Source organism: Lacimicrobium alkaliphilum, assembly GCF_002591895.1.
Lineage (GTDB): Bacteria > Pseudomonadota > Gammaproteobacteria > Enterobacterales > Alteromonadaceae > Lacimicrobium > Lacimicrobium alkaliphilum.
Map to the genome: position 1 here is coordinate 215104 of NZ_NISX01000003.1, position 24720 is coordinate 239823.

A 24720-nucleotide genomic window follows, 5' to 3' on the forward strand; every position below is an offset into this window, starting at 1 on the left:
AGGCTTCCTGGCTACTTTAGTCATCTATTATTTTTATGCACATTCATATTCTCGGCATTTGCGGCACCTTTATGGGTGGTATCGCGGCACTGGCTAAAGCCATGGGCCATCAGGTAAGTGGCAGTGATGCCAACGTCTACCCGCCCATGAGCACCCAACTGCAAAAACTGGACATCCCCCTTACTCAGGGCTTTGGTTCGGCTCAGCTAAAGCCAGAGCCGGACCTGGTCGTCATCGGAAATGCCTTAAGCCGTGGGAATCCTGCAGTTGAGGCGGTATTGAATCGCAATATTCCCTATACCAGCGGCCCACAATGGCTGCTGGATAACCTGCTCAAAGATCGTTGGGTACTGGCAGTCGCAGGTACCCATGGCAAAACCACCACCGCCAGTATGCTGGCCTGGATCCTGGAGTCAGCAGGTCTTCAGCCCGGCTTTCTGATTGGCGGCATTCCGGAGAATTTCAGTATTTCTGCCAGGCTTGGGCAATCACCTTTTTTTGTTATCGAAGCCGATGAATATGACAGTGCCTTTTTCGACAAACGCTCAAAATTTGTCCATTACAGACCAAGAACATTAATTCTTAATAATCTTGAATTTGATCATGCAGACATATTCGCAGATCTGGCCGCGATTCAGACTCAGTTCCATCACTTGTTGCGCATGGTACCCGGCAATGGCCGCATTATCACTCCAGCCAGGGATGAAAATCTGGAGCAGGTGCTGAAGATGGGGGTCTGGTCGGAAACGGAGAAAACTCACCAGCAATGGAATATAGCCAACAGTGCCAGAGACGGTTGCAGCTTCGAGGTGGTACTCAACGACGAGATACAAGGCCGAATCTGTTGGTCATTGATGGGTCAATATAACCAGCACAATGCATTAATGGCGGTGGCAGCCGCACGCCACGCGGGTGTCCGGCCCGCCGATGCCGTAGCCGCACTGAATGAATTTAAAAATGTACAACGGCGCATGCAACTTAAGGCCTTGGTTGCCGATATCAGCATTTATGATGATTTCGCCCACCACCCTACAGCGATAGCGGCAACCGTGCAGGGGTTACGGAGTAAAGTCGGCGCATCACGCATTCTTGCCGTATTAGAACCACGTTCAAACACCATGAAGCAAGGCGTGCATAAAGACCGTCTGGCAACAAGCTGGGAACAGGCCGACCTGGTGTATATATATGAGCCTGATGGATTGAACTGGTCCGTGGATGAAGTTAAACAGAATAGTGTCGTGCCTTTGTCCAGTTTTCAGGTCCTGGATAACCTTATCAGTGCATTGGTCAATCAGGCGCAGCCCGGCGATCATATACTGATAATGAGCAACGGCGGCTTTGGCGGCATTCATCAAAAACTGCAACAGGCTCTGGAGAGAAAACATGGCGTTTAAGAAACAGATCACCCTGGCCATTACCGGCGCATCAGGAACGCCTTATGCCTTGCGTTTGCTGGAAACACTGGTGCAGGCTGAATATCAGGTGTTTGTGTTGATATCTTCCGCCGCCAGAGTGGTTCTGGCCACTGAGCAGGATATCAAAATACCCGCCAGACCCGATGACAGCGCAGCCTGGTTTGGGCAGCGTTTCAATGCTGCTCCTGAACAGGTCCGCGTGTTTGGCAAGGATGAGTGGTTTTCACCGGTAGCGTCAGGCTCAGCGGCCCCCAAACAGATGGTAGTCTGTCCCTGTTCGACAGGCACTCTGTCTGCCATAGCCTGCGGTGCCAGCGACAATCTGATAGAGCGGGCCGCCGATGTGGTGCTCAAAGAAAAAGGGCAGTTAATTCTGGTACCCAGAGAAATGCCGCTTTCCAGCCTGCACCTTGAGAATATGCTTAAACTCTCCAACCTTGGCGTCACTATTATGCCGGCCAGCCCGGGGTTTTATCACCAGCCACAGAGTATCAATGATCTGATAGATTTTGTGGTGGCAAGGGTGCTGGACCACTTAGGCATAGAGCAACAACTGATGCAGCGTTGGGGATATGATAACCGCTAATAAGTCGCGGTTTGTTAATACCATTTTGTATAGTTAGTTGCTCTCTCAGAGCAAGTCAGAAGAGTTTATCTCTATGTTGTCGCTTCCTGGCGCAAAACCACCTTGCCAGCGTTGTGCAATGATTTATGTTTATAAGTTCAAGGTAAGGTCAGAGTAAGAACATATGTTCTTACTCCGTTTCTACATGCCTAGGCCAGCCTGTCAAAAAGCTCAGCCAATTTATCCAGGGCTTCCTCAAGCACCTTATCCTCAATCGTCAGTGCCGGTAACAAGCGAATGACGTTGGCATAGAAACCACAAGACAACAGAATAAGTCCTTGCTTTGCCGCATTGGCAATCAATGCCTGGGTGAGCGCTGTATTCGGCTGGTCCGGATCGCCATTTTGCATAAGCTCAATGGCAATCATAGCCCCTTTGATACGTACCTCGGCAATGACCTGAGGGTGTTTACTGCGAATCTTCTCAACAGCGACCTGTACCTGTTCACCGATTGCCAGCGCCCGCTGACAGAGCTGTTCCTGCTCAATCACATTCAGTACAGCCAGCGCGGCGGCGCAGCCTACCGGCGATCCTCCATAGGTTCCGCCCAGACCACCTGGTAGTGGTGCATCCATCACTTCCGCCTTGCCCACCACTGCGGCGATGGGAAAACCTCCGGCAATGCCCTTGGCGACGGTCATAATATCTGCTTCCACATCTGCATATTCACTGCAGAAAAACTTGCCGGTACGGGCAAAGCCAGTCTGGATCTCGTCCATAATCAACGCAATGCCCTGTTCATCACAGAGAAGACGAAGGGCCTGCAACAACTCCGGAGGGGCCTGATAAAATCCACCTTCCCCCTGAATAGGCTCGATGATAATTGCCGCAACATCCTGTGGTGCAATGTCTACTTTAAACAGGTTTTGTAACGACTTCAGCGATTCTTCTACCGACACGCCATGCAACCTGTTCGGGAAAGGCACATGAAAAATATCTGCCGGAAACGGACCGAACTGATGTTTGTAAGGTGTAATTTTACCGGTCAGCGCCATCGCCATATTAGTACGGCCATGAAAACCACCATTAAAGGCTATGACACCGCGGCGCCCGGTATGAGCACGTGCGATCTTAATCGCATTTTCTACAGCTTCGGCGCCGGTGCTCACAAACACTGACTTCTTCTTCGCTGGCCCTGGCACCAGCTGATTCAACTTTTCAGCCAACTCCACTGCCTGAGGATAGGGATTAACCATTACGCAGGTATGTGAAAATTTTTGCACTTGCTCATTAATCGCTTTCACCACCTGCGGATGGGCATGGCCGGTATTACAGACGGCTATGCCAGTGCCCATATCGATATAACGGTTACCCTCTACATCCCATACTTCGGCATTACGGGCATGGGATACATAAACCGGGTAGACATTCCCCTGTCCCCGCGCGATGGCCTGTTGTTTACGGCTCTGTAACTCTGCATTACTACTCACTCAAATGCCTCCCATGCACAAATATTTGCACTCCAGATAATCATCCAGACCATATCTGGAACCTTCACGTCCGTTGCCGGATTGTTTTACGCCACCAAAAGGAGCGGCAGGATTAGAGATTGCCCCTTCGTTAATGCCGACCATGCCATACTCCAGGCCTTCAGCAACACGCCAGACACGACCTACATCTCTGGAATAAAAGTACGCCGCCAGACCAAAGTCAGTATCATTGGCCATATCAATCACCTGCTGCTCATCGTCAAAGGCGATCAATGGCACCACAGGGCCAAAGATCTCTTCGCTGGCGACGGGCATATCATTAGTGACATCGATCAGTACAGTTGGGTTGAAGAACAATAATTCTTTATTAAGTGGTTCACCGCCTGCAATCACTCTCGCGCCCATAGAAACAGAATCGGAGATCAAGCCCTGAACCTTATTCAACGCATCGCTGGAAATCAGAGGGCCAATGGTCGTATCCTGTTCCAGACCGTCACCTATTTTCAGTTCGGCCACTGCAGCGGTGAGTTTTTCACTGAAGGCTTTATACACGTTCTGGTGGACAAAAATACGGTTCGCACACACGCAGGTTTGCCCGGCATTACGGAATTTAGATGCCAGCAGGCCTTTTACAGCAGCGTCCAGATCGGCATCATCGAATACAATAAACGGCGCGTTGCCACCCAGTTCCATGGATACTTTTTTAACCGTGCTGGCACATTGGGAAATCAACAACTTGCCCACCTGAGTTGAACCGGTAAAAGTAAACTTCCTGACCCGTGGGTCTTCAGTCAGCACTTTACCGATCGCTTTAGAGTCTTTACCCGTGATGACATTCAGTACCCCGTCTGGTATGCCTGCCCGTTTTGCCAGTTCTGCCATCGCCAGTGCCGACAACGGTGTTTCCGCCGCAGGTTTAACCACAAAAGTACAACCCGCAGCCAGCGCTGCGGCAGCTTTGCGGGCGATCATAGCGTTAGGAAAGTTCCATGGTGTCACCGCGGAGACCACACCAACAGGCTGTTTAATCACTACCACTTTTTTATCTGCAGAGGGAGCCGGAATCACATCGCCATAGACACGTTTCGCTTCCTCAGCAAACCATTCGATGTAAGACGCACCATACGCAATCTCTCCCCTGGCTTCGGCCAGAGGCTTACCTTGCTCAAGTGTCAGTAAGCGCCCCAGGTCATCCTGGTGTTGCATCATCAGTTCATACCATTTACGCATCAGCGTAGCCCGTTCACCGGCGCTTTTTGCTGCCCAGGCCTTAAATGCCTGATGCGCTGCGGCTACAGCCTTTTCGGCGCCTTCAGTGCCGTGATTAGCCACCAACACCAGGGTGTCTCCATTAGCCGGATTGGTAACAGCAAAACTCTCTTCGCTGTCACACCATTGCCCATTTATAAATGAGCCGGTTCTGACCAGCTCTTTATCATTCAGTCCTAACATTCTGTCTCCTTATCTGAATACTAACGTAAACAAAAATTGTGAGGGTATTGAACAACATAGTTTCCCGAACATAGATAGCAAAGGTTTAACCTTTGGATTAATCGCCGCTTACCTATTGTTCTGGTGGTGCAGCAGAAAGGGTTAACAGGGCAAATCCGCCGAATCACTGGCGCTCTCTGAGGCTGTCATATATCCTGTGTCGAGCTACTGTTATCAGCCTTAAGCAACGCCATATCACCATGACTATTTTTAATCTCGGTTCCATCAACTGGGACCATTGCTATCAGGTGCCGCATTTTGTGCGCCCGGGTGAAACGCTGAACGCACAAAACTACACTCTCAACCTGGGCGGCAAAGGCGCTAATCAGTCTGTGGCGGCCAGTAAAGCCGGGGCCAGTGTTAAACATATCGGCGCGGTAGCCCAAGGCGATACCGCCTCACTGATGCTGAACGAACTGGGTATCGATATCTCGGGCATTGAACAACAACCCGGACATGTCACCGGCCATGCCATTATCCAGATAGACAGTCACGCCGAAAATGCCATCGTGTTGCATGCCGGCGCAAATCGCCTACTAAACTGGCCCTGGGTTCAGGAGCAGCTTAGCAAAGGCGGACCGGGAGACTGGTTGTTGATGCAAAATGAGACCAACCTGCTTGAGCAAAGCGCCCGTTTTGCGCGTGAACGCGGCATGCGGGTGGCTTTTAATCCGGCGCCGATGGACAAGTCAGTCACCCTCAGGCTGTTACCTGAACTGGATTTGCTGATTGTTAATCAGGTAGAGCTACAGGATCTGAGTGAACAAACAGAACTGGAACTGGCCATTGAGAAGATCCAGCGCCAGTGTTCGGTAGATTTATTGATTACTCTGGGCAGTCAGGGCGCACTTTATGTGTCAGCCAGCGAACGGAACCAGGTAAAGGCATTTAGCGTCAAAGCTACAGACACTACTGCCGCCGGAGACACATTTATTGGCTATTTTCTGGCGTCGCGCTGTGTCAGCGATAGTATCAGTATTGCGTTGCAGCAGGCCAGTGCCGCGGCAGCATTGTGCGTTACCCAGGCAGGAGCGATTGCATCAATACCGGATGCACAGCAGGTAAAGAATTTTTTGGAAACCCATTCATTATGACAAAAAAAATTATCATCGATACCGATCCGGGCGTAGATGACGCCCTGGCCATTGTACTGGCCTTCAACTCACCTGAGTTGGATGTTATTGGCCTCACCACCGTATTTGGCAATGTGGCCGTACAGCGATCTACCGCCAATGCGCTGATTCTTTCTGAGTTCGCCAGTTATCCTGTACCTGTCTATGAAGGACAGGGCGCTCCTATGCAGCGCGATACACCGCATTATCCTGATTTTGTGCACGGCGCAGACGGATTCGGAAATATTGACTGGCCTGCCTCTGACAAACAGGCGGAATCTCAGAATGCGGTGGATTTTATTATTGAACAAATCCGGGCCAACCCCGGCCAGATTACGATTGTGGCACTTGGGCCTCTGACCAACCTGGGCAGGGCACTGGAACAAGCGCCGGATATTGCCGGGCTGGTTGAAGAAGTCGTCATCATGGGCGGAGCGGTGCATGCCAACGGGAATGTCTCTCCCGTTGCTGAGGCAAATATCATCGGCGATCCCCATGCGGCAGACAAAGTAATGACTGCGCGCTGGCCTCTGGTAATGGTTGGTCTGGATGTCACCAGCCAGGTATTGCTGAGTAAAGATCATACCGCCGCTATAGCCGCAGCCAACCCCACTCAGGGTAAATTATTGCATCAGGCCTGTGATTTCTATATTGATTACTATCGCGATGAACTCGGTATTCCTGGCTGTATGGTTCACGATCCGTCGACCATAGCCTACCTGCTTGATCCCAGCCTGTTTGAAACCTTGTCCGGCCCCATCAGGGTGGCCACTGACGGCCTGGCCATGGGGCAAACCATCTTTGCGATTGCGGGCCGGCGTTACCCTTATCCGGGCTGGGAGAATAAGCCTAACCAGCAGGTCTGCTTTAAGGTGGATAAACAACGGGTACTGGATTTGCTGGTTGACCGCCTCAGCCATCCTTCCAATCGGGACTAACTGAGCACTTCAGGCCTGTTGGCGTTCCCGTTTTAACCATTGGCGCAGAAATCTGCGCCCTTCTCTTTTGCCGACCAGATAATCGTATTTGAGCACATCATTGGAAGAACCCAGCACCATGCTGCGCAGGTTAGCAGGTGGTGCTATCTGCACCACCTGCAAGTCCCGCGGAGGCGTCTGCATAAATCGCAATGCATCAGCATAGTGGCGCTGATAGTTGACGTACATCTCCATCATCCTGGGTGATTGTTTTGCACGCCTGAGAATCGGGCGCAAGCGTTCCAGCATGGGCGATTGGCCGTTGTAATCTGCATTGACGGTGCGAATTACCAGAATTTTCCGAGCGCCTTGCTGATATGCCCAGCGCACCGGAATCGGATCAGCCACACCGCCGTCGATCAGCGTGCGGCCATCCAGCTTCACCCCCTGACGGTACAGAAACGGAATAGCACTGGAAGCTTTAAGGTTTTCATGCATGTTTTCATGCCAGGTATGCAGGTATACGGGCTCCAGGGTGTCGGCGTCGGCCGCCACTACGTATAGGTTGGAAGCCTTATCTAGGGCATTGGGATCGGTGGGGAAACGCAGTGTGCCCTGACGCTCTACCTGTTGAAAATACCAATCCAGATCGATCACATTACCGCCGGTAAAAAACCGCGAAGGACGGAAAAACGCCTGACTAGTCGTCAGTTGCTGGATAGCCGTTTTGGCGTACTGCCTGGCTCTGGCGCAATATGCTGTGAGATTCTGAGCCCCGGCTGACACGCCCACTTTCAGGTGAAAAGGCCAGAATTGATGCTCCAGAAAGCAATCCAGCACACCGGCTGTGAAAATCCCTTTCTGACCGCCTCCTTCTGCCACTATGGCGAAGCTCGGCACCTGTTTGTCATCTGTAAAACTCATATTGTCCTGTTAGCGCTTTGCCATACCATTTTTATTCACCTCATGTTCAAGCCTAAGGGCTACATGATCAAGGGGAAATCACCAGCGAAGCCGACCAACAACATTGACTGCCTGCCCACAAAGGCCATACATTGACTGATACCCAATGCATCACTCAGGCGGAGAAAAATAATGAAGCCCAGTATCCTGTTTATTGCCCTGCTCAGCGCAGCCCCTCTTGCTCAGGCTGACACTGTCAGCGACAAAGCCAAAGAACTCGAGCCTCAGGTGATTGAATGGCGCCGCCATTTTCATCAGTACCCTGAATTGTCCAACCGAGAATTCGAAACGGCTGAATATATTGCGCAATATTTGCGGGATCTCGGCCTTCCTCTGCAGACCGGTGTTGCCAAAACCGGCGTAGTAGCTGTGCTGGATACAGGCAAACCCGGTCCCACCATCGCTCTGAGAGCCGATATGGACGGATTGCCGGTACCAGAGCAAAATGATCTGCCGTTCCGGTCTCATGCCATCGGAGAATACAATGGCAATGAAGTGCCGGTGATGCATGCCTGTGGACACGATACGCATATGGCTATGCTGATGGGCGCCGCAAAAATTCTGACAGAAATGAAATCTGAGCTGAACGGCAAAATCAAATTTGTGTTTCAACCCGCAGAAGAAGGGGCGCCAGCCGGTGAAGAGGGTGGCGCAGAACTGATGGTAAAAGAAGGCGTCATGCAAGGAGTAGATGTCATCTTCGGTCTGCACATCAGCTCCGACACCGATGTGGGTGTAGTGGAGTACCGTCATGGCGGCATTATGGCTGCCGTAGATCCGTTTAAGATTCTGGTAAAGGGCAAGCAGGCCCATGGCGCCTACCCCTGGCTTAGCGTCGATCCCATCACTACAGCAGCCCAGATTGTGATGGGTCTTCAGACCATCGTAAGTCGCGAACTGCCCCTCACCGAAGATGCAGCGGTCGTCACTGTCGGTTCAATTCACGGCGGCAACCGCTCGAATATCATTCCCAATGAAGTTGAATTGGTAGGCACCATACGCACCCTGAACCAGGACATGCGTGATCAGCTACATAAGGCAGTTCATCGCAAGGCTAACAGCATTGCCGAAAGTATGCGGGCCGAAGTTGAGGTGACATTACCGCTGGATTATAGCTATCCGGTTACCTATAACGATCCGGCATTAATGGACAAAATGTTGCCAACACTGCATCGCACCGCTGGCGAGGGTAATGTGAAAGAAGTTAAGGCTGTCACCGGTGCCGAAGACTTTTCATTCTTCCAGCAGGAAGTGCCCGGCGTCTATCTGTTTGTGGGCGGTAAACCTGTAGATCTCCCCAGAGAACAGGCGCCTGCTCACCATACGCCAGAGTTTAAGATCGACGAAGCCGGTATGAAACTGGGCGTGGAACTGCTTACCAATCTGACGCTGGATTATATGCGCGGGGAGGAGTAAGGCGAGAAGAGTGAGGGGAAGGCACTAAAAAAGATAATTTCACCACAGAGCCACGGAGGGCACAGAGATGAGAAGACAGTTTTAAACCTCTGTGTTCTCTGTGGCTCTGTGGTTATTTTAGTCTTGCTCAAAGGTGGTTAAATTCGATCTCGCAGAGGCGCAAAGCCGCTAAGAAGAGCAATATCTTGTAGGGTCCAATTTATTGGACTAACTAACAAGTCTTCAGTTATCAGCTGTCAGTAGTCAGTAGTCAGTAGTCAGTAGTCAGTAGTCAGAAAAAGTGCTCTAACTATTAACACTGTACAATCAAAGGTGCTGGGCATGTCCGTTTGTCATGCCCGCGTGTTGTTGGCGGGAATCCAGTGCCTTTTCCTATTCCGCCAGGCATACTAAAGGCCCGAAAAGAAATATTCACCACAGAGGGCACGGAGAAATAAAGGGGGTAATCGCCATTAATCCCTCTGTGTTCTCTGTGGCTCTGTGGTTATTTTGCTTTTTCAAAGACGCTGATTCCGGGCGACTTCTCAGTAGGGCTCAATTTATTGGGCCAATGGCGTTAAGCTCAGCTCTGCTGGTCGAATTAATTCGACCCTCCATATAGCCTTTCGGCAAGGTGTCAATTCGGGCTACGCCGGTATCAATAGCCGCCTGGGCAACGGTTTTGGCGACACGCTGACACAGACGCGGATCCATCGGCTTGGGAATAATGTAGTCACGACCAAAGGTCAGTGAATCCACGCCGGAGGCCTTCAGTACGGCTTCTGATACCGGTTCTTTGGCGATACTGCGAATGGCCTCTACTGCCGCCACTTTCATTTCATCATTAATGGTCGACGCCCTGACATCCAGTGCCCCGCGAAATATAAACGGAAAGCAGAGAACATTATTAACCTGATTGGGATAATCAGAACGCCCAGTGGCCATAATCAGATCATCCCTGGCGGCATGGGCCAGGTCCGGTTTGATCTCCGGGTCCGGGTTGGAACAGGCAAACACCACAGGATTGGGTGCCATCAGCTTGAGGGTTTCCGGCGGCAACACATCCGGCCCCGACACCCCGACAAAAACATCCGCATCCTGCATCACATCTTCAAGAGTCCGCTTATCGGTGTTATTGGCAAAAAACTGCTTGTGTGGGGTCAGATCATCTCTGCGGGTATGGATCACCCCTTTTCTGTCGAGCATGTAAATGCGCTCGCGCTGAGCACCACATTTTATCAATAACTCCATACACGCCACAGCCGCAGCCCCGGCGCCCATGCAGACGATAGTCACATCGTGGATCTTTTTACCCTGTATCTCCAGCGCATTAAGCATCCCGGCAGCGGTCACAATCGCAGTACCGTGCTGATCATCGTGGAAAACAGGAATACGACAGCGCTTAATCAATTCCTGCTCAATCTCAAAACACTCCGGTGCTTTGATATCTTCGAGGTTAATGCCACCAAAGGTGTCGGCAATATTGGCAACCGTGGTAATGAAATCTTCCGTAGTACGATGCCTGACCTCAATATCAATGGCATCCAGGCCAGCAAAACGTTTGAATAACAGGGCCTTACCTTCCATCACCGGCTTCGAGGCCATCGGTCCGAGGTTACCCAGGCCGAGGATCGCTGTGCCATTAGAAATCACCGCCACCATATTGCCCTTGGCGGTGTACTGGTAGACCGCATCAGGATTGGCGGCTATTTCTTTCACTGGCTCGGCCACACCCGGGCTATAAGCCAGGGCCAGATCACCGACACTCTCTGCTGGCTTGGTCAGCTCAACACTGATTTTTCCGGGAACGGGCTTGGAATGGTAGTCCAAGGCTTTTTGACGAAAGTCAGACATATTTGCCTCTGAAATTGTTGGGTACTGGAGACTTATGGTTCTGTTATATCTCCGTTTTTACGGAGCTTTTTGTTACTGAGCACGGAAACTATCACGTAATCCGATATCAACATATCAGATCAGCAACCCATATAGCGACATACAATTTCGTCTATTTAAAAACCAGTATGAATATAGCGAATAGTTATGAGAAACAAGCAGATTTAAATCTAGAGGAATTAGAAGTCAAAGAACCTGTTCCTGGCCCACAGCCCATGACCGCCAGGAATGGCGGAAGAGTTGTTATCCGACATAAAAAAAGCGCCCACAGGCGCTTTTTTCAGAATAATACCAGGTATTATTTTTTACCCAGAGCGCCGAAACGCTTATTGAAGCGATCAACCCGACCGCCGGTATCAACGTTACGCTGTTTACCAGTGTAGAAAGGATGGCATGCAGAACATACATCCAGGTTGATATCTTTTTTCAGGGTAGAACGAACCTGGATCTTGTTGCCACAAGAACAGGTTGCTGTCATTTCTTGATAATCCGGGTGGATACCGTCTTTCATGGGTTACCTCATCATCAGGCCGTACCGCTATTTGATCCAAACGAATGTGCGCCTGATCAAACACCATACGAAAAATTAAAAACTGGCGACTTGCCGCCGGCAGGCGCGCATATTAATGTATCCTGATGTGCGGTTCAACAATTAAACGTTGAAATTATCACCACAGAATACCTGTCCGCACCGTATATCGCCCACACAGCAACAATATGGAACCCAACATAGATGATAGTAGAAGTTGCCCTGCCAGTGCCTTTGCGCGGCGGGTTTGATTATTTGTTGCCCGAAGGCCAGCCCACTCCCACTCCGGGATGCCGGGTACGTGTGCCTTTTGGCTCCAGACAGTTATCAGGTGTTGTGGTCACCATCAAGCAGGACTCTGAGCAGCCAACAGCTAAGCTACGCCAGCTATCCGCAGTGCTGGATCATCAACCGATACTGAGCGAACGGTTACTGGAATGGCTAAATTGGGCCAGCCGTTACTATCAACACCCTTTGGGTGATGTGATCAGTACAGCGTTACCGGCGCGCCTGCGCAAGGGCGATGCGGCGACAATTCAACAAACCTGTTGGCAGTTAACCGAAACCGGCCTGGCACAAGATAGTCAGAGCCTGAAACGGGCTCCACAACAGCAAGCCCTGGTAGAGCGACTGCAGAGCGGACGGTGTGATGCCAGAACATTAAAGCAGGCATTTTCTGCAACCGTCATCCGGGCCCTTGAGGAAAAGGGTCTGATTGAGACCGTAGAGGATGAATACGTCGCCGATACTGACTGGCCCCAACGTATTCACATCTGTGGCCAGCTCACGCCTAATCTGGAGCAATCTCTGGCCATCACAGCGGTGAATAATCATGCACAGGGTTTTCAGTGCTTTCTTTTGGAAGGCGTAACCGGTTCAGGGAAAACAGAGGTTTACCTGCAAACCATCGCCCCCTTACTGAAACAAGGCCGGCAGATTCTGATTCTGGTGCCTGAGATTGGTCTGACACCACAAACCGTAGCGCGCTTCGAACAACGTTTCGGTATAGAGGTGGCGGTACTTCATTCTGGCCTGACCGACAAGGAAAGACTCAGGGTGTGGCAGCAAGCCGGGCTGGGTGAAGTGGGAATTATCATTGGCACCCGCTCAGCCATTTTTACCCCGCTTGCCAATCCGGGCATGATCATTGTCGACGAGGAGCACGATGGCTCTTACAAACAACAGGATGGCTGGCGTTATCATGCACGGGATCTGGCCGTGGTCAGAGCCCGCATGGAAAAGGTCCCGTTGATCCTCGGCAGCGCCACCCCCTCATTAGAAACCCTCAATAATGCGTTAGGCTCAAGGTACCAGCACCTGTCACTGGGAAAACGGGCCGGAGGTGCAAATGCCGTAAAACACCAGGTACTGGATATCAAAGGTCAGGCTCTGGATTATGGTCTTGCCAAAGGCATGCAGCAACGTATTCGCCTGCATCTTCAACAGGGGCATCAGGTGATGTTATTTATCAACAGACGCGGATTCGCACCTGCCCTTATCTGCCACCAGTGCGGTCATGTGGAAGAATGTCATCGCTGTGAACGTAGCTTTACCCTGCACCGACAGCTGAAAAAGTTACAGTGCCATCATTGTGGTGACGCTAAAGTCGTGCCCCATCGCTGTGCCGCCTGTGGGCACCCTGATCTGCAGCCCGTGGGCATGGGCACAGAACAACTGGAACAAGGCATACAGCGAATATTTCCGGATTACAGCGCAATGCGTATCGACAGTGATTCGGCACGGGGAAAACAAAAACTGCATGGGCTGCTGGAAGAGATCAATCAGGGCAAAAGCCAGCTATTAATCGGCACACAGATTCTGGCCAAAGGTCATCATTTTCCCAGGGTTTCTCTGGTGGTGATTCTGGACGTCGACAGCGCCCTGTTCAGCGCCGATTACCGCGCCGCAGAGCATCTGGCACAACTCATTACCCAGGTCGCCGGGCGCGCCGGACGGGCACAGATCCAGGGCGAGCTATGGCTGCAAACCCACAACCCTGGTCATCCGCTGCTACAGGACTTACTCAATAACGGCTATCAGCATTTTGCCCGTCTCGCCTTAAAGGAGCGCCAGTTTGCCGCGCTGCCGCCATACAGCTATCAGGCATTGTTTCGGGCTGAAGCGGTTGACGGCAACCTGGCCTATGGTTTCCTCGAACAGGTCAAAGCCTGTTTACAGCCGACTGATATCACCCTTATTGGCCCATTACCGGCATTAATGGAAAAACGTCAGGGCCGATATCGGATGCAATTGCTGTTACAGTCAGATAAACGCACGGGCATTCAACAGTGGCTCAGCAATATGATGAGCAATATTGAAAAATTACCACTGGCAAACAAGGTAAGATGGTCACTGGATATGGACCCGATGGATTTTACCTGAATCATTTACACTAACCCTCACTTTGAGGTCGGTTGGGTTTAGCGTAGAATCAGCCTGCCACATCCCGGTACGATCCCAGGCAGTCAATCCTCACGAGAAGGATAAGGTATCTAAAACACTATGGCACATAAAGACTATGTTTCCCGCGGTCGCTCCGCCAACGCTCCACCTCCCAAAGCGCCGGTACCCTGGTTACGCATTATTGTAACCCTGGCGCTGATACTGGCATTTGCCTATTTCCTGTGGAGTATCAGAAACAGCGCGGAAGAACAGCCTGACAGGGTACAGGAACAACAAGCAGAACCACAGGAAGCGCTGCCCGAGCTGCCTCAGGAAGAATGGGAATTTGTGGAAACACTGCCCCGTCAGACAGTAGAAGTTGATTTGCCTGAAGAGGTGGAATCTGATGTACGCTGGCTGATGCAATGTGGCTCATTCAGAAATGCTGACCAGGCAGAACAGATGCGCGCTAAGATCGCCTTTCAGGGTCTTGAGTCACAAGTTCGGCCCAGCAATGGAAAAAATGGCCGATGGTATCGGGTTATACTGGGTCCTTATGAGAGGAAACGGGCGGCAGAACGCGACCGTCATGCGATTCAGAAAACAGGTATCAGCACGTGTCAGATCTGGAACTGGAATCTGGACTGATCCGAACCCGTAGATGCGTGTTGTGATCCCTTTGCGCTGTTCACGGATAGTGAAGTAACAGGTCTGAATCTTTATCTGATACAACTTGGATCAATCAGCAGGGGAGTGATATGTCAGAGAATCTACTCGAAGATGCCCTAAGCAGAATTACACGTTTTGCCAAACAGGCAGAAATCTCACAGGAAGTGATCGACAGCCTGATGCGACCGAAGGCAACCATGACCGTCAGCCTGCCGGTACGGATGGATAATGGCTCAACCTCCTACTTCTCTGGCTTTCGTTGTCATTACAACAATAAACTCGGCCCCACAAAAGGCGGGATCCGATTTCACCCTGATGTCAGCATTGAAGAAGTACAGGCGCTTGCGTTATGGATGACTATAAAGTGTGCGGTGATGGATCTGCCTTTCGGTGGTGGTAAGGGTGGCATTATCGTCGATCCGAAAAAACTCTCGCCCATGGAGCTGGAACGGTTGTCACGCTCATACGTGCGCGCAATGTCTGATTTTATCGGCCCGCAAACTGATATTCCCGCCCCGGATGTGTATACCAACGCCAGAATCATGGGCTGGATGATGGATGAATATGAAGCCATTCACCGGGTTAAGGCTCCCGGTGTGATCACCGGTAAGCCAGTGCGACTCGGTGGCAGTCTGGGCCGTGATGACGCCACAGGCCGCGGTGCGTATCTTTGTACCCTGGCATTGGCCCGCAAGCGGGACCTGAAGCCACAGGATACCACTGTCGCCATTCAGGGGTTCGGTAACGGTGGCTACCATGCCGCACACCTGTTACAAAAGGCCGGCTTTCGTATTGTTGCCATCAGCGATTCACAGGGCGGTATATACTCTCCTGAAGGCTTCGACGTGGACAGTATTTACGAAGAGAAACAACGTAGTAAAAAGGTCAAAGCCGTGTATTGCAACGCCTCCATTTGCGAGCAGGTTGACCACGATGTCATCACCAATGAAGAATTGCTGGAACTGGATGTGGACATTCTTATTCCGGCCGCACTTGAAGGCGTGATCACAAAGCACAACGCCAGCAAGATTCAGGCCCGGCATCTGGTAGAAATTGCCAATGGTCCGGTGGAAGCAGACGCGGACACTATTCTCGAAGAGCAAGGTTGTGTTGTGGTTCCCGATGTACTGGCCAACGCCGGGGGGGTCACCGTCAGTTATTTCGAATGGGTGCAGAATCGTCAGGGGTACAGCTGGGACGCCGAAACCGTTCAGGAGCGGCTGTCACAGCGCCTGGATAGTGCCTTCGAAGCAATCTGGGAACAGGCAGAGGAGCATCAGACCGGCCTGCGGGCGGCCGCCTATATTCTGGCTCTGAAACGCATTGGTGAGGCAGTAGAAGCCCATGGCACCCGCAATTATTTCAACTCTTAGTTGTGTAAGCCAAAAAGTCGCGGCCGTATCAGCTAAGGATAGCCTGCGGTTAGGATGGAGACTTAAAGAAACATCGACCTCCCTGTCTTTAATGTCTCTCGTCCCTTCGAGCCAGTTACCTTTGTAAGGACACAAAGGTAACCTAAAAGTCCTGCGCTCAGGGCAGGGATGCCTAATGCAAAGGTCACTGGCACACCAGGGACGGTGTGTCATACCTGCAGGGACAGCCGACTTATCTGCCTTATCAGAGCGTTTGAAGAGGCATAAAAATGCCAGTCAGCTTAATTTTTACTGACCTCAACAGGCAGATCCTTGCGCCCGCCCCATTCACTCCAGGAGCCGTCATACAGGGCCAGATTGCGGTAACCGCAAAGCCAGGCTGCAAGCAAAGGAATACAGGCGGTGACGCCGGATCCGCAACTGAATATCAGCCGTTGGTGCTGATCTGCGCCCAGTTCGAGAAACTGTTTCTGTAATACTGCCACACAGAGCAACTTTCCCTGCTGCAACAGCTGCGTAAAAGGCAGGTTTACTGACCCCGGAATATGCCCCGAACGCAGTCCGGCGCGCGGCTCTGGTTCACCACCACTAAATCGCCCCGCTGAACGGGCATCAATAATCAGACTTTGCGGATCATCTATGGCCTGCAATACCTGAGCGGCGCTAACAACTCCCTGGGTATCGAATGTGGCACTAAAGTCACCCTTTTCAGTGGCATTCATATAGTGGTCGATGACGGAACCCTTCGCAGTCTGCCAGGCCGGCAGGCCACCATCGAGCACAGCTACCTTCTGGTGGCCCATAAGACGAAACATCCACCAGGCTCTGGCAGCAGAGAAAAGCCCTTTATTATCGTAAACCACCAGCTGCGTATGCTGATTAATCCCAAGCTGTTGGACCAGCCGGGTAAAACGTCTGTCGTCAGGCAGCATATGAGGCAATGAGGCCTCCGGGTCGCTGATGACCTTATCCATATCGAACGCCTGCGCACCACTGATAATAACAGGCGGTGCCTGATTGTTATCAGACTCAGCTGGCGCCTTCATACTGGCATCCAGTACACACAGGTTTTCATCCCGCAGATGATGCTGTAGCCACTGGGCACAAACCAATACCGGTAAGTCCGGGGCCAGCATAGCTACAGGCCTAATTTTCTGAATGTCGCTTCCACTTCCCCAGGCTGGCCCTGAGTCAGCACCTTACACAATCCGTTCTCATTATGGCTGCACTGACCAATATGAGTACGATGACCCTCTTCGAGTATATACAACGTCAGGTAGTAGCCCATTTTCGGGTCCCGGGGTTCGTGAGTACCAATCTGAAACGGCCTTTCGGTACTGCTGCCCTGTTGATGAACAAAAGCCGGGCTCTGCACCCAATCCACCATTTCGGCACGGGTGTCCGCTTTGTAAAGTTCATATTTGTACAGGCGCAGATCTAACACTGCTCTGTCGATTGTTGGCAGAGAGGCGGGTAGGGTTATATTTCCGGACACCAGGGAACTGACATTGTCTTTACGGTCATCAATTCGGGTACACCGTTCTTTGGGCTGACTCTGACGATCATAAAACAGCTCACCTTTGTCCCCTTCGATGTGCCAGGCCCACTGGCCGCCCTGAAAACGAAGACCTGAATCGGCCTCCACCTCAGGCAATACCTGAGTCTGGCCACTGTACAGCAACATGGCAGAATCACCGGCCTGGCTGTAAGAAATCATAATATTCTCACCCGAAGCGCACTGGTAGTGCTGTTGTCGGGAGAATTCTACCGGCTTTTCGTCCTTAACCTGCATTGCAGAGATTAACTCACAGCCAGAAAGAAGCAGGGCAAACAGAGTCAGCACAACACCGCGCAAACCCACTGACAAGCGCCCAGGAAAAAGTGCCCGAGCCAATGCTATGAGGTTCTTCATTGCATATCCGCGCTTATGTGTAATCCGGAAAATGGATGGAGGGTCAACACGCCCTTGAAAACCCATATTGGACTCTCCTTAGTGATTCAGGGCTCTTTTTACAGCCGCATCAACATGTATGCTCAGCGTATCGAACAAGGGTACGCCACAGTGATGTTGCTGCAACAATAAGCCAATCTCAGTACAACCAAGCACGATACCTTGTGCACCCTGCCCAGACAACTGATTGATAATGTTAAGGTATTTTTGACGTGATTGCTCATCAATTCTGCCCTGACAGAGTTCTTCATAGATTACACGGTGGATCTCACGGACATCAGACTCTGCCGGCACCAATACCTGAATACCGAATTGCTGCTGCAAACGCTGCCTGAAAAAACTGTCCTGCATGGTAAAACGGGTACCCAGTAATCCAACAGCAGTAATGTTCTGTTCCTGTAAGTGAGCAGCCAGGGCATCGACAATATGCAGCAGAGGAATAGATATACTGGCTTCAACTTCGGGTGCCACTTTGTGCATAGTGTTTGTACAAATCAGCAGAAAATCGGCACCAGCCGCTTCAACAGCTCTGGCACCCTGAATCAGTCTATCCGCAGCCCCTTGCCAGTCACCCTGATGTTGTAATTTTTCTATGGGAGAAAAATCTACACTGTACAGCGCAATCTTCGCGGAATGCAGTCCGCCCATGCGCTGCCTGATGCCCTGGTTGAGTTTCTGGTAGTAGCCTACGGTCGATTCCCAGCTCATCCCACCCAACAGACCAATTGTCTTCATCACTCTACCGCCTTGATAAAAACACTGACCATCTCTGCCAAAGCCTGCCCTGTTACACGGCGTCCCGCCTCTTGCCCGGCAGGGTGCCGCTCGGGCGCCGCTTCCGCCAGATGCAAATAATGAACATTGCTCTGTTTCGCCATCCGATGGAGGTAATAAATTGCATCATCCAGTGCCACACCGGCACGGGTTATGGCACTGGTAGGCATATCGCTGATGGCATCCAGGTCTAATTCCACACCTACAGGCCGATCTGCACGGTTAAGGTAATCCAGCACCTGTTCCAGTGCCTGAGTAAAGGTGAACTCCCGGCGCCACTGAATCTGCTGAATGCTGAACCAGGGAAAGCCGTTTTCCTCCAATGCCTGCAAGGCTTCCTGTGAGTTTTTCTGTTCGTGAAGCCCAACAATACTGTAATGCGACAAGTAACCCTGTGCATGAGCATAACGAAATGCATTGCCGCTATGACGCCCTTCCTGCTGACGAAAATCGGCATGGGGATCGAGGTTTGTCACAGCCAGCGGGGTACCGGTTACTTCACTGCATGCACGGATGATGGCATAGGCGTTATTGTGCCCCCCACCGATCACTATGGGTATCAGACCGGCAGCAAAAACAGGCCCGAGCACCTGTAGAAGGCGATGATCGAGTTCCTCACATTGCTCACGCAGCGTATCCAGATCGTCGCTGTCAGGCAGATCATCACAGATCAGTTCCCCCAGCAATAATATCTGCCCGCCACTCATCTGCTGATTGTCCTGCAAATTCAGGAAGGCACTTAAGAATGCCTGCCAGCCCTGATGGGCACCGCCTTTACCGCAATTGGCCCGCGGCCCGATTTGCTCGGGTACGCCAAGCAACACATAGCGGCATCCGCCGTCTGAGACCGCTTGCCAGTCCTGATATTGCTCAGCCAGATGAATGCTCTGGCCCAGTTTGGTTTCGCCGGCGCGAGGACTAAAAAAGTCGAGAGTACGCTGCTTATCCAGCGTGCGGATAAGCGTCGGATTCATTCAATATCCAGGGGATCAGGAGAAAGGATAATGCCGGTACTATCAGCATACAGGTGATCTTCGGGTAAAAATGTCACCCCACCGAAATTGACAGCAATATCCGCATCACCTGTCTGCTCATAATCTGCCGATACCGGAATCGAGGCCAGTGCGTGAATACCGATATCCAGATCTTCCAGAGCATCCAGATCACGCACACTGCCATAACAGACAATACCTTCCCAATCATTGTCGACCGCCAGTTGTGCAGTATTCGCGTCGATAAGCGCGCGACGCATAGACCCGCCACCATCCACCAGCAGTACTTTGCCTTTACCGGGTTGAGCCAGCATCTTTTCCAGCAGCCCTTTGTCTTCAAAGCATTTCACTGTGGAAATTTCACCTCCGTAGGAACGTCGTCCTCCGAAGCTGACAAACATGGGCTCAACCACGTCAACATTATCGGCAAACAAGTCACACAGTTCTGAAGTGTTGTAATCCATGAGGTTATCCGGGGCTGTAGGGTGAATACCTCATCAGTATACTTTGAGATTTGCCTGTGTCCATTCCCCTGACGGGGTTGTTTTATGCCAGCTCCCCGCGCGGTCAACAGAGATGCTGTCCTGTCATAAAGTCTTCTTTTTTCTGTCACTGAGTATTCATATGAGTTTCATAAGCTGCCTGTCATCGATTATCAGGTCGAGATGTACAGCAATGAACAGATTCGCCCGTGCAGATACACAATTATTCTACTGGCTGTTTAACAAGACCAGTGGCAAAAACTGCACTCCTGTGCGTTGGGTATCACGTACCGGTGATGGGCACCTGTATTTAACCGTAGGCCTGGTGTTATGGTTTTTTGAGCCCCGACATGGGGATTTGTTTCTGTACACTGCGCTCACCGCTTACGCACTGGAATTACCCATATATCTGTTATTGAAAAAGAGCTTCCGACGTCAGCGGCCCTGTGATCTGCTAAGCAACTTTCGCGCTCATATCTCTCCCTCCGACAAGTTCAGCCTTCCATCAGGGCATACTGCCGCAGCTTTTCTGATGGCCTCCCTGATTGCACATTTCTACCCTGTGTTCGCCATTGCCGTCTATCTCTGGGCCTGCACTATCGGTTTATCAAGGGTATTGTTAGGGGTGCATTATCCGGGCGACATACTCGCCGGGGCCTGTCTGGGATTAAGTATTTCCATGTTCAGCCTCATCCTGATGGCATAATTTAGTAGGGGCAGCGATGAAAATTCTCTATGGTGTGCAGGGAACCGGTAATGGTCATATTACCCGGGCAAGAGTGATGGCTCAGGCCTTTTCGAAGCGACAGGACGTAAAGGTGGACTTCCTGTTTTCCGGACGCCCCGAGGGCAAATATTTTGATATGCAGGTATTTGGACAATATCAGTGCCGTCGCGGCCTCACCTTCGTTAATCGCCAGGGCGCCATTGACCGATGGCAAACTCTGCGCTCAGCAAAACCCCGTGAACTACTACGTGACATCAAAGCGCTGGACCTGAGCCAGTATGATCTGGTGTTAAATGACTTTGAGCCGATCACCGCCTGGGCCGCCAGAAAGCAGCAACGCCCCTGTATTTCAATCAGTCATCAGGCGTCATTCACCCACAATATCCCAAAACTGCAGAACAGCGTTGCCAACCGCCTGCTGATGAAATACTTTGCTCCGGCTAATATCCATCTCGGTGTGCACTGGTATCATTTCGGACATGCCATAATGCCGCCCTTTGTTGAAGATGAGCAGAGCCACAATGAAGAGGGCAAAGATATATTGGTCTACCTGCCTTTTGAAGATTTACAGGATATCGCTGCTTTGCTGGACCCCATCACGGAGGTCAACTTTATTTGTTTCCACCCCGATGTAGACAAGGAAGTAGCGGATGATCATATCCACTGGCGTCGCCCCTGCAAAGATGGTTTCCATCAGGTATTACAACAGTCTGCCGGCGTGATCGCTAACGGCGGCTTCGAACTGTCCAGCGAGTGTTTAAAACTGGGTAAAAAATTGCTGCTCAAACCTCTCAAAGGCCAGTTTGAACAGCTTTCCAATGTACTGACTCTGGAGCAACTGGGGTTATGTCAGAGTATGAACGTGCTGGACACTGAAGAGGTGGAACAGTGGCTGGAAATGGCGCCGGCAGAGCCCATTGGTTTCCCCAGCGACCCACAACTGCTGATTGACTGGCTGCTTACAGGAGAGTGGCAGGATACCCGGAGTATATGTCAACAACTCTGGCAACAGGTAGACTTCCCCGAACCCCTTAAAAGACGGCTCGAAAACCTGACTCCGGCCTGATCACAACGGGCCATTTTATCAAAGTACCCGGGGTTCAAAGTCTTCGGTAAAGGCATCAAAGATCTCACCGGCCTGATCGATCAACTCAGCGGTAAATTTGGCAATATGAAACAGCGCCTCACCCTCATTAGCAATCGGGATATTCGACATACCGATGACCACACCATCAATGGGTGAGCGTATGGCTTCTTCCATATCGCCATGGGGACTCGCGGAATACGCCAGTATCTGATTTTTACTGACCATTTCACCCAGCCTTACACGACTGACAATCAACCCGTCCACTTCATTGCGCACCCACTGGCTACTATTGGCAATCATCGGCTCAAATTTCCGCCGACTACCACGGCGCTGCCCCATGCCCAGATATTTCATTACATTGAGAATGCCATTAAGACCTGTGCGGATAGACGCCTCATCGAAACGCAATGCCTCGCCCGCTTCATAGAGCAAGCAATGTACCCCCAGCTCCGTTGCCGAAGATCGCAACGAGCCATCCCGTTCCCTGGCATGCAAAATAACCGGCGCATGGAATTCTTCTGCCATTTGTTTGGCTATGGGGTCTTTAATATCAGTGCGAATTTGTGGCAGGTTACTGCGGTGGATCGCGCCGGTGTGCAAATCAATCAAATGGGTGGCGCGGCTGAGTAACTGGTCATGAAACAAATGGGCAAGCCTGCTGCCCAGCGCCCCGCGCTGAGAGCCGGGAAAACAACGATTGAGATCCCGCCGATCCGGCAAATAACGGGTTTGCTGAATAAACCCGAATACGTTAACGATTGGCACAACAATCACAGTGCCATGCATGCGTTTGGGGTTCAGTCTTTTAATCAGTCTGCGGCAGATTTCAATACCATTGAGTTCATCACCATGGATCGCAGCGCACACCAGCAGAACAGGGCCGTCGCGCAAACCATGGAAGACCTCCACATGCAAATCCATGGGGGTATCGGTATACAATCGGGTGGCGGGCAATTTAATCGACACCTGAGTACCGGCAGCCACCCGGTGTTCGGCAATTTCAAAGGCCGGGCGTCGGGGCATTAACCTTTTCCTCTGGTACGGGTTTTATGGGCTTTGGCATTTTTCTCAATAAACTCAATGATACGACCCGCAACATTTTTGTTGGTTGCCGCTTCGATCCCTTCCAGACCCGGAGAAGAATTCACTTCCATCACCACCGGGCCATGATTAGAGCGCAGTATATCGACCCCGGCCACATTCAGCCCCATGGTGCGCGCCGCCCTTACCGCAGTGCTGCGTTCTTCGGGTGTCAGACGCACTAATGAGGCACTGCCTCCCCGATGCAGGTTAGAACGGAACTCCCCGGCCTTCGCCTGGCGCTTCATAGACGCGATGACTTTGTCACCGATAATCAGACAGCGGATATCGGCGCCTCCGGCCTCTTTAATATATTCCTGCACCATAATATCGGCTTTCATGCCCATAAAGGCTTCGATAACACTTTCTGCCGCCTGACGGGTTTCGGCCAACACCACACCAATGCCCTGAGTACCTTCGAGCAACTTGATCACCAGTGGCGCACCGCCCACCATGTCGATAAGGTCAGGAATGTTGCTGGCCTGATTGGCAAAGCCGGTAACGGGCAAACCTATGCCTTTACGGGATAGCAATTGCAACGAGCGCAGCTTATCGCGGCTCCGGCTAATGGCCACAGACTCATTTACAGGATAGACCCCCATCATCTCAAACTGCCTCAGTGCCGCTGTACCGTAAAAGGTAATGGACGCCCCGATGCGTGGAATAATGGCGTCGAATTCCGGCAATTGTTTACCCCTGATATGTACCGATGAACTCTTCATATTGATATTCATATAGCATTTCAGTGGATCGATAATATGCACTTCATGCCCGTGAGCTTCCCCCTCTTCCTTTAATCTGCGTGTGGAATAGAGATTGGCGTTACGGGATAAGACAGCGATTCTCATAATAACTAAGCCTTTAGTCTGAGTTGTGAATTTGCCTGCATGGGAAAGCCTGTAGCAATTGCATCAAATAACGCCACGTACCACTACAGAAGCGAAATTGCAGTTTGGCAGGCCACCGGATATTAATCAATCTGACCTGACACGTAAGATTGCTGAGGATCAACCACAAAACGTCCTTCCATCGCCTGTCGTCCCAACAACATACGAAAACGCATAGAATCACGATTGGTCAGGGTGAGTTCTACTTTAAAACGCTGGTCAGCGACGTGCAGATCAGTTTCGATCACATAGCGCAATTCTTCGTGACCTCCGGAATCGCGCACGCAGCGCTGTTCCAATACCGGAGATTCACAGATCTGCTCGGTCTGGTTGTCGTTTTGATGTGGGTGCAGATAGATACGTACCCAGGGTTTACCGTCTTTTTCGAAAGATTCAAGTCTGAACGCATGCAGACAGGAGGTCTTTGCGCCCGTGTCTACTTTCATCTTTATTTTATCAATGCCAAGTGCGGGCAAAGCACCCCATTCCCGCCAGCCTAATGTTTGCATAAGTCTCTTGTGTCCATAACATTTATTCACTGCAGGC

At 51.3% G+C, this 24720-nt stretch carries 23 protein-coding genes; 10 read left to right on the top strand and 13 right to left on the bottom strand.

Going from position 1 to position 24720, the window contains the following annotated elements; all coding sequences use genetic code 11:
* The first annotated feature begins 35 nt into the window (after positions 1 to 35).
* Together mpl and CDA54_RS04435 are read left to right on the top strand one after the other, a co-directional pair.
* Positions 36 to 1394, top strand: a complete 1359-nt coding sequence (gene mpl / locus CDA54_RS04430; RefSeq protein WP_099033803.1) for a UDP-N-acetylmuramate:L-alanyl-gamma-D-glutamyl-meso-diaminopimelate ligase — start codon at positions 36 to 38, stop codon at positions 1392 to 1394.
* On the top strand, positions 1384 to 2001 hold the full coding sequence (locus CDA54_RS04435; RefSeq protein WP_099033804.1) for a flavin prenyltransferase UbiX: 618 nt from the start codon (positions 1384 to 1386) through the stop codon (positions 1999 to 2001). The genes mpl and CDA54_RS04435 overlap by 11 nt, the downstream gene beginning before the upstream one ends.
* Positions 2002 to 2189: 188 nt before the next feature.
* On the opposite strand, the gene gabT is transcribed toward CDA54_RS04435, so the two are convergent.
* On the bottom strand, positions 2190 to 3470 hold the full coding sequence (gabT, locus tag CDA54_RS04440; protein ID WP_099033805.1) for a 4-aminobutyrate--2-oxoglutarate transaminase: 1281 nt from the start codon (positions 3468 to 3470) through the stop codon (positions 2190 to 2192).
* Positions 3471 to 4922, bottom strand: coding sequence for an NAD-dependent succinate-semialdehyde dehydrogenase (locus CDA54_RS04445; protein ID WP_099033806.1), 1452 nt, complete (start codon positions 4920 to 4922; stop codon positions 3471 to 3473).
* A gap of 239 nt (positions 4923 to 5161) precedes the next feature.
* Here CDA54_RS04445 and CDA54_RS04450 point away from each other — a divergent pair, with 239 nt between their 5' ends.
* Positions 5162 to 6055 carry a ribokinase gene (locus tag CDA54_RS04450; RefSeq protein ID WP_099033807.1) on the top strand — a complete coding sequence of 298 codons (894 nt, stop codon included), beginning with the start codon at positions 5162 to 5164 and terminating at the stop codon, positions 6053 to 6055.
* A complete protein-coding gene (locus CDA54_RS04455; protein WP_099033808.1) occupies positions 6052 to 7011 on the top strand; it encodes a nucleoside hydrolase in 960 nt (319 codons plus the stop codon). Before CDA54_RS04450 ends, CDA54_RS04455 begins: the two co-directional genes overlap by 4 nt.
* A gap of 9 nt (positions 7012 to 7020) precedes the next feature.
* Here CDA54_RS04455 and CDA54_RS04460 read toward each other — a convergent pair whose 3' ends face one another.
* Positions 7021 to 7914 carry a patatin-like phospholipase family protein gene (locus CDA54_RS04460; protein ID WP_099033809.1) on the bottom strand — a complete coding sequence of 298 codons (894 nt, stop codon included), beginning with the start codon at positions 7912 to 7914 and terminating at the stop codon, positions 7021 to 7023.
* Between the two features lie 171 nt (positions 7915 to 8085).
* On the opposite strand from CDA54_RS04460, the gene CDA54_RS04465 reads away from it, so the two are divergent.
* A complete protein-coding gene (locus CDA54_RS04465) occupies positions 8086 to 9369 on the top strand; it encodes an amidohydrolase (protein WP_099033810.1) in 1284 nt (427 codons plus the stop codon).
* 534 nt (positions 9370 to 9903) lie between these two features.
* On the opposite strand, the gene CDA54_RS04470 is transcribed toward CDA54_RS04465, so the two are convergent.
* Together CDA54_RS04470 and rpmE are read right to left on the bottom strand one after the other, a co-directional pair.
* Positions 9904 to 11202, bottom strand: coding sequence for a malic enzyme-like NAD(P)-binding protein (locus CDA54_RS04470; protein WP_099033811.1), 1299 nt, complete (start codon positions 11200 to 11202; stop codon positions 9904 to 9906).
* A gap of 337 nt (positions 11203 to 11539) precedes the next feature.
* Positions 11540 to 11752: a 50S ribosomal protein L31 gene (gene rpmE / locus CDA54_RS04475; RefSeq protein WP_088329454.1), complete on the bottom strand. Its 213-nt coding sequence runs from the start codon at positions 11750 to 11752 to the stop codon at positions 11540 to 11542.
* Positions 11753 to 11974: 222 nt separating this feature from the next.
* Here rpmE and priA point away from each other — a divergent pair, with 222 nt between their 5' ends.
* From priA to CDA54_RS04490, 3 genes are all read left to right on the top strand, one after another.
* Positions 11975 to 14152, top strand: coding sequence for a primosomal protein N' (priA, locus tag CDA54_RS04480; protein ID WP_099033812.1), 2178 nt, complete (start codon positions 11975 to 11977; stop codon positions 14150 to 14152).
* Positions 14153 to 14272: 120 nt separating this feature from the next.
* On the top strand, positions 14273 to 14800 hold the full coding sequence (locus tag CDA54_RS04485) for an SPOR domain-containing protein (protein ID WP_099033813.1): 528 nt from the start codon (positions 14273 to 14275) through the stop codon (positions 14798 to 14800).
* Positions 14801 to 14910: 110 nt separating this feature from the next.
* A complete protein-coding gene (locus CDA54_RS04490; protein ID WP_099033814.1) occupies positions 14911 to 16194 on the top strand; it encodes a Glu/Leu/Phe/Val family dehydrogenase in 1284 nt (427 codons plus the stop codon).
* A 281-nt stretch (positions 16195 to 16475) separates the two neighbouring features.
* On the opposite strand, the gene sseA is transcribed toward CDA54_RS04490, so the two are convergent.
* The 5 genes from sseA to rraA all read right to left on the bottom strand — a co-directional run bounded on the left by sseA (position 16476) and on the right by rraA (position 20375).
* Entirely contained in the window at positions 16476 to 17330 is an 855-nt protein-coding gene (gene sseA, locus CDA54_RS04495) for a 3-mercaptopyruvate sulfurtransferase (RefSeq protein WP_099033815.1), read from the bottom strand.
* Positions 17331 to 17332: 2 nt separating this feature from the next.
* A complete protein-coding gene (locus CDA54_RS04500) occupies positions 17333 to 18106 on the bottom strand; it encodes an MliC family protein (RefSeq protein WP_180237109.1) in 774 nt (257 codons plus the stop codon).
* A gap of 78 nt (positions 18107 to 18184) precedes the next feature.
* Positions 18185 to 18880: an aspartate/glutamate racemase family protein gene (locus CDA54_RS04505; RefSeq protein WP_099033817.1), complete on the bottom strand. Its 696-nt coding sequence runs from the start codon at positions 18878 to 18880 to the stop codon at positions 18185 to 18187.
* Entirely contained in the window at positions 18880 to 19893 is a 1014-nt protein-coding gene (locus tag CDA54_RS04510; protein ID WP_099033818.1) for a formimidoylglutamase, read from the bottom strand. The genes CDA54_RS04505 and CDA54_RS04510 overlap by 1 nt, the downstream gene beginning before the upstream one ends.
* A complete protein-coding gene (gene rraA, locus CDA54_RS04515; protein ID WP_099033819.1) occupies positions 19890 to 20375 on the bottom strand; it encodes a ribonuclease E activity regulator RraA in 486 nt (161 codons plus the stop codon). Before rraA ends, CDA54_RS04510 begins: the two co-directional genes overlap by 4 nt.
* A 211-nt stretch (positions 20376 to 20586) precedes the next feature.
* Here rraA and CDA54_RS04520 point away from each other — a divergent pair, with 211 nt between their 5' ends.
* A complete protein-coding gene (locus CDA54_RS04520; protein ID WP_099033820.1) occupies positions 20587 to 21099 on the top strand; it encodes a phosphatase PAP2 family protein in 513 nt (170 codons plus the stop codon).
* Positions 21100 to 21115: 16 nt separating this feature from the next.
* Complete coding sequence (locus tag CDA54_RS04525) at positions 21116 to 22186, top strand: MJ1255/VC2487 family glycosyltransferase (RefSeq protein WP_099033821.1); 1071 nt, start codon at positions 21116 to 21118, stop codon at positions 22184 to 22186.
* An 18-nt stretch (positions 22187 to 22204) separates the two neighbouring features.
* Here CDA54_RS04525 and CDA54_RS04530 read toward each other — a convergent pair whose 3' ends face one another.
* The 3 genes from CDA54_RS04530 to CDA54_RS04540 all read right to left on the bottom strand — a co-directional run bounded on the left by CDA54_RS04530 (position 22205) and on the right by CDA54_RS04540 (position 24683).
* Positions 22205 to 23230, bottom strand: a complete 1026-nt coding sequence (locus CDA54_RS04530; RefSeq protein ID WP_099033822.1) for a succinylglutamate desuccinylase/aspartoacylase family protein — start codon at positions 23228 to 23230, stop codon at positions 22205 to 22207.
* A complete protein-coding gene (gene rimK, locus CDA54_RS04535) occupies positions 23230 to 24135 on the bottom strand; it encodes a 30S ribosomal protein S6--L-glutamate ligase (protein ID WP_099033823.1) in 906 nt (301 codons plus the stop codon). Before rimK ends, CDA54_RS04530 begins: the two co-directional genes overlap by 1 nt.
* A 122-nt stretch (positions 24136 to 24257) precedes the next feature.
* The gene (locus CDA54_RS04540; RefSeq protein WP_099033824.1) at positions 24258 to 24683 is read right to left on the bottom strand and encodes an ATP-dependent zinc protease family protein; all 426 of its coding nucleotides are present in this window, start codon (positions 24681 to 24683) and stop codon (positions 24258 to 24260) included.
* Positions 24684 to 24720: the final 37 nt, after the last annotated feature.

Bases quoted from the DNA above. Each gene is read 5' to 3' on its own strand.
- CDA54_RS04445 (WP_099033806.1), bottom strand. From the start codon at position 4,922: ATGTTAGGACTGAATGATAAAGAGCTGGTCAGAACCGGCTCATTTATA.
- CDA54_RS04525 (WP_099033821.1), top strand. From the start codon at position 21,116: ATGAAAATTCTCTATGGTGTGCAGGGAACCGGTAATGGTCATATTACC.
- CDA54_RS04455 (WP_099033808.1), top strand. From the start codon at position 6,052: ATGACAAAAAAAATTATCATCGATACCGATCCGGGCGTAGATGACGCC.
- CDA54_RS04485 (WP_099033813.1), top strand. From the start codon at position 14,273: ATGGCACATAAAGACTATGTTTCCCGCGGTCGCTCCGCCAACGCTCCA.
- CDA54_RS04450 (WP_099033807.1), top strand. From the start codon at position 5,162: ATGACTATTTTTAATCTCGGTTCCATCAACTGGGACCATTGCTATCAG.
- CDA54_RS04465 (WP_099033810.1), top strand. From the start codon at position 8,086: ATGAAGCCCAGTATCCTGTTTATTGCCCTGCTCAGCGCAGCCCCTCTT.
- sseA (WP_099033815.1), bottom strand. From the start codon at position 17,330: ATGCTGGCCCCGGACTTACCGGTATTGGTTTGTGCCCAGTGGCTACAG.
- CDA54_RS04540 (WP_099033824.1), bottom strand. From the start codon at position 24,683: ATGCAAACATTAGGCTGGCGGGAATGGGGTGCTTTGCCCGCACTTGGC.
- CDA54_RS04460 (WP_099033809.1), bottom strand. From the start codon at position 7,914: ATGAGTTTTACAGATGACAAACAGGTGCCGAGCTTCGCCATAGTGGCA.
- rraA (WP_099033819.1), bottom strand. From the start codon at position 20,375: ATGGATTACAACACTTCAGAACTGTGTGACTTGTTTGCCGATAATGTT.
- CDA54_RS04510 (WP_099033818.1), bottom strand. From the start codon at position 19,893: ATGAATCCGACGCTTATCCGCACGCTGGATAAGCAGCGTACTCTCGAC.
- priA (WP_099033812.1), top strand. From the start codon at position 11,975: ATGATAGTAGAAGTTGCCCTGCCAGTGCCTTTGCGCGGCGGGTTTGAT.
- rpmE (WP_088329454.1), bottom strand. From the start codon at position 11,752: ATGAAAGACGGTATCCACCCGGATTATCAAGAAATGACAGCAACCTGT.
- CDA54_RS04470 (WP_099033811.1), bottom strand. From the start codon at position 11,202: ATGTCTGACTTTCGTCAAAAAGCCTTGGACTACCATTCCAAGCCCGTT.
- rimK (WP_099033823.1), bottom strand. From the start codon at position 24,135: ATGAGAATCGCTGTCTTATCCCGTAACGCCAATCTCTATTCCACACGC.
- CDA54_RS04500 (WP_180237109.1), bottom strand. From the start codon at position 18,106: ATGAAGAACCTCATAGCATTGGCTCGGGCACTTTTTCCTGGGCGCTTG.
- mpl (WP_099033803.1), top strand. From the start codon at position 36: ATGCACATTCATATTCTCGGCATTTGCGGCACCTTTATGGGTGGTATC.
- CDA54_RS04435 (WP_099033804.1), top strand. From the start codon at position 1,384: ATGGCGTTTAAGAAACAGATCACCCTGGCCATTACCGGCGCATCAGGA.
- CDA54_RS04505 (WP_099033817.1), bottom strand. From the start codon at position 18,880: ATGAAGACAATTGGTCTGTTGGGTGGGATGAGCTGGGAATCGACCGTA.
- CDA54_RS04520 (WP_099033820.1), top strand. From the start codon at position 20,587: ATGAACAGATTCGCCCGTGCAGATACACAATTATTCTACTGGCTGTTT.
- CDA54_RS04490 (WP_099033814.1), top strand. From the start codon at position 14,911: ATGTCAGAGAATCTACTCGAAGATGCCCTAAGCAGAATTACACGTTTT.
- CDA54_RS04530 (WP_099033822.1), bottom strand. From the start codon at position 23,230: ATGCCCCGACGCCCGGCCTTTGAAATTGCCGAACACCGGGTGGCTGCC.